Origin of the sequence: Wolbachia endosymbiont of Glossina morsitans morsitans (genome assembly GCF_000689175.1) — a bacterium.
GTDB classification, from domain to species: domain Bacteria; phylum Pseudomonadota; class Alphaproteobacteria; order Rickettsiales; family Anaplasmataceae; genus Wolbachia; species Wolbachia pipientis.
Map to the genome: position 1 here is coordinate 1 of NZ_AWUH01000140.1, position 4298 is coordinate 4298.

Here is a 4298-nt window from a genome sequence, read left to right on the forward strand (position 1 = left end):
GTCTGATTTCTTCTAGAAGACTCATTTGTTCAACTTTGTCCTCTATATTCAATTGGCTTTGGTTTAGTACTTTTAGCGTATTTTCGATATTCTTTACCCTATATAATACTTCCTCTAAAAACTTATAAGATTGCATATTTGTTCATTATTTTAGAAAACATCTGTTTAATACCGTAATAGATTAATAATAAAGTTAAAAGTATATTTGCTTAAAGTACAATAAAAAATTGTACTTTTTATTCCTTTATTGGATTTTTCTACTCAGAGTCCAGCATATTATAGGAAAATTAATTGTAAGGTTGTAGAAAAAAGTATTTAGTATTTTATTTCTCTTGACTATATTACAATATGGAGAGATATTAGCTACTGAAATTAAAGTTACGCGCTATTTAAAATTTATGGAGGGTTTAGTAATGTGGAGTAGACTGGTTATAATGTGCTGTTTTTGTTTATTACTTACTGGTGTAAGTTCTTGCCCAAAAAAAGGAGCAAATACAACAAATAAAATAAATTCTGTTGTTAAGCAGATAGGTGATAAAAGAGTTTTCTTTGGTTATGATGAATCTAGTATTGCTGAAGTAAGTGCGGATGCATTACTTGACGTAATGGAGGTGTTACAAGATAACCCTGACGCGAAGGTTACTTTAACTGGTCACACTGACAACCGTGGTTCTCATGAATATAATCTTGCGCTAGGCGCTAGAAGGGCTGATGCAGCTAAAAAATTTATGGTTAGTTGTACACCCTACATAGAAAACAGAATAAAAACTGCTTCTAAAGGTGAAACTGAGCCTTTGGTTAATGTAAAAGATGATTCTAGAAATTCTAAATATGAAAAAGAGCATGCTAAAAATCGTAGAGTGGAATTTTTCATTTTTCTGGAATAAAGAAATAGTTTCTTGCATTAAAACCTGGATCCCAGTGTCAAACACTGGGATGACATAAAGAAAGGGCACTGGGGTAGACAAAAAAGGACAAACTTGTCATATTTCGTTGCTTGTTAGCGGGATCTATATATACCACAAATAAGTCGCGGTATGACGTAAGAGATCTGACCTGTCTGGCCATCAAGAGACATAATGGAATTAGAGTTATTATTTCAAAATGTGGTTAATAGTTTTGCTTTCTATAACAATCAAGTTGCAGTTGCAGTATCAGGTGGTGTAGATAGTATAGTCTTACTGCACTTAATGACTAACTGGGCAAAAAAAAACAAGCTTTCACTTCCTACAGCATTAATGGTAAATCATGGGTTACGTCCAGAGTCTCAAAAAGAAGCTGATTTTGTTGTAAGTTATGCAAAGGAACTTGGAGCAAAGGAATCGTTCATATTAAATTGGGAGAAGCAAAATATTAAAGGCAATATTCAGTTACAGGCACGAAAAGCACGGTATAAGTTACTAGCAGAGTGGTGTAAAAATAATAATGTTAAATATTTACTTGTTGCTCATCACAAAGATGATCAAGCAGAAACGTTCTTGTTAAGATTAGAGCGAGGTAGTGGCGTAGATGGATTATCATCAATGGACTACAAGTCTTTCCTAAATGGTATTTATATATTTAGGCCATTGTTAAATTTTAGTCGTAGTGAAATAGAAAAGTACGCTAAGCTTCATCGGTTAAAATGGATCGAAGATAGAAGCAACTATGACTTAAAATACAGGCGAACTTTATACCGTAACTTACTTAAAGCAAGTGATAATCAAGAGATTTTAACAGAGCGAATATGCCTCACAGCCCTTCATATGAAAAGAGCTGCAAAAGCGTTGATGCACTACACACGCCTTGCGTTTAATGACTGCGTTAATGTGCATGATCTTGGTTATATTGAAATTAAACTAAGTGAGTTTTATCAATTGCCAGAGGAAATAGCCTTGAGGCTTCTTCTTTACTCCATAATGGCAATTGCCAGTAAACATTATAAACCAAGGTACAACAGCCTTATCGTAATATTTAATAAAATATTGCAAAAGGATAGTAATGTTAACTGTACACTTTCTGGGTGTAAAATAAGAAAACATGGAGAAAATATCTTGATAATTAGAGAATCGTCAAAGAGACAAGAAATTACCTTAAACCTACCTTTAAATGAACCTACTCAATGGGATAACAGATTTAGCTGCACAATACTCGGAAATCAAGAGTGTTCAGTTATCATCGCTCCATTAAAAAAAACACAAAAAGTTCCTGAATTTCTGAAGGATTACAACTGCTGCCCTGAAGTTTTCTATTCTTTGCCTGTAGTGCTAAAAGATGGAAAGGTGCTTGCTTATCCTGATGTAAATTATAACGGAAAAAATACCAATGACGATAAGGTTCAATGCATTATTAATAGCACGATAAAACAAAATTTGGTAAGCTTGATTAGTATTTAGTTAGAAATAGAAATGAAAAAATTTTTAGAAGGCTTATTGATCTGGTTAGTAATTATTGTTCTTATTTCAGTTGCTTATATTCAGTTCAGCGGAAATGTAGGTAAAAGCAAAACAATTATACCTTTTTCGGAATTTTTAACTAGACTAGAAGACAATGATGTAGAAAATATTGTCATAAAAAACCAGAGCATTGAAGGCAAGTTCAGGGACGGTTCAAGTTTCAATTCAAGCGGTGTCATATATAGCGACCTAATAGAAAATTTACATGATAGAAAAGTGAGATTCTCCTTTTCAACTGGAGATTCTGCCATGAACGTAATTGGTGGATTACTTATCTCATGGGTCCCAACATTTATCTTTATTGGCTTCTTGCTATTCTTTCTTAAACAAACACAAGCGGGGGGCAACAGAACTATAAGCTTTGGCAAGTCAAGGGCTAGACTCATGACTAGTGGAAAAAAAGTAACATTTGATGATGTTGCCGGAATTGATGAAGCAAAAGAAGAGCTAGTAGAGATCGTTGATTTTCTTAAACAAAGGCAAAAATTTCAAATATTAGGTGGAAAAATACCAAAAGGGTGCCTTTTGATTGGCTCTCCTGGAACTGGTAAAACTTTACTTGCTCGTGCAATTGCAGGAGAAGCTAATGTGCCATTCTTTAGTATTTCTGGATCTGATTTTGTTGAAATGTTTGTGGGTGTTGGTGCAAGTCGTGTTCGTGATATGTTTGATCAAGGCAAGAAAAATGCTCCTTGTATAATTTTTATAGATGAAATAGATGCGGTGGGTAGGCATCGTGGTATTGGTCTTGGTGGCGGCAACGACGAAAGAGAGCAAACATTAAATCAGTTATTAGTTGAGATGGATGGCTTTGAGTCTAATGAAGGTGTAATAATAATTGCTGCGACTAACCGTCCGGATGTCTTAGATCCAGCACTGCTTAGACCTGGTCGTTTTGACCGACAGATTACTATTTCTTTACCCGATATAAATGGGCGTGAAAAGATATTAAATACTCATATAAAGAAAATATCAATAGCACCAGATGTAAACGTGAAAACAGTTGCAAGAGGAACACCAGGCTTTTCTGGAGCTGATTTAGCAAATTTAGTGAACGAATCTGCACTTATTGCTGCAAGAAGAAACAAGAAGATTGTTACCATGGACGATTTTGAATATGCACGTGATAAAGTGATGATGGGCGTAGAAAGACGATCCCTAATTATGACAGAAGAGGAAAAGAGACTGACTGCATACCATGAAGCTGGTCATGCGATAATTGCTGTTAATATGCCTGCTTCTGATCCTATACACAAGGCAACAATTATTCCACGCGGTAGAGCACTCGGTTTAGTTATGAGACTACCAGAAACAGATAGAGTGTCCCTCACAAGAGAAAAGATGATAGCAGATATTACTGTTGCTATGGGTGGAAGAGTGGCAGAGGAGCTAATTTTTGGCTACGATAAAGTCACAAGCGGTGCATCTTCGGATATAAAACAAGTATCTGATTTATCACGCGCTATGGTAACAAAATGGGGAATGAGTGACAAAATAGGCCCGATCTATCACAATCGCGAACAACACCATCCACATGGTTCTGAGATAATTTCTGAAGATACGTTAAAACTTATAGATGAAGAAGTAAAGAAAGTTGTGTCTTCTTGCTATGAAAAAGCAAAAGACATTTTGACCAAGCATAAGAAAGGCTTAGATCTCATTGCCGAAAATCTACTGGAGTTTGAAACTTTAACAGGAGATGAAATAAAGGACATATTAAATGGAAAAAAAATAGTTAGAGAGGAAAATGAGAAGAATGAGAAAATAAAAAAATCCTCTCTCTATGAGAGTTGACCTCATCTTAAAAATGCTAATCAGCTAACGCTGCAATAAAACATTCAGAATTGTAACTGTCAATATAAA

2 protein-coding genes and 1 pseudogene are annotated in these 4298 nt (G+C 34.9%); all 3 read left to right on the top strand.

The window, feature by feature from the left end; all coding sequences use genetic code 11:
• Positions 1–413: 413 nt before the first annotated feature.
• The 3 genes and pseudogenes from WGMM_RS03520 to ftsH all read left to right on the top strand — a co-directional run bounded on the left by WGMM_RS03520 (position 414) and on the right by ftsH (position 4229).
• Positions 414–895, top strand: a pseudogene (locus WGMM_RS03520) (OmpA family protein).
• Positions 896–1079: 184 nt separating this feature from the next.
• Positions 1080–2375: a tRNA lysidine(34) synthetase TilS gene (tilS, locus tag WGMM_RS03525; RefSeq protein WP_038250186.1), complete on the top strand. Its 1296-nt coding sequence runs from the start codon at positions 1080–1082 to the stop codon at positions 2373–2375.
• Between the two features lie 12 nt (positions 2376–2387).
• Entirely contained in the window at positions 2388–4229 is a 1842-nt protein-coding gene (gene ftsH, locus WGMM_RS03530; protein WP_038250188.1) for an ATP-dependent zinc metalloprotease FtsH, read from the top strand.
• Positions 4230–4298 lie beyond the last annotated feature (69 nt).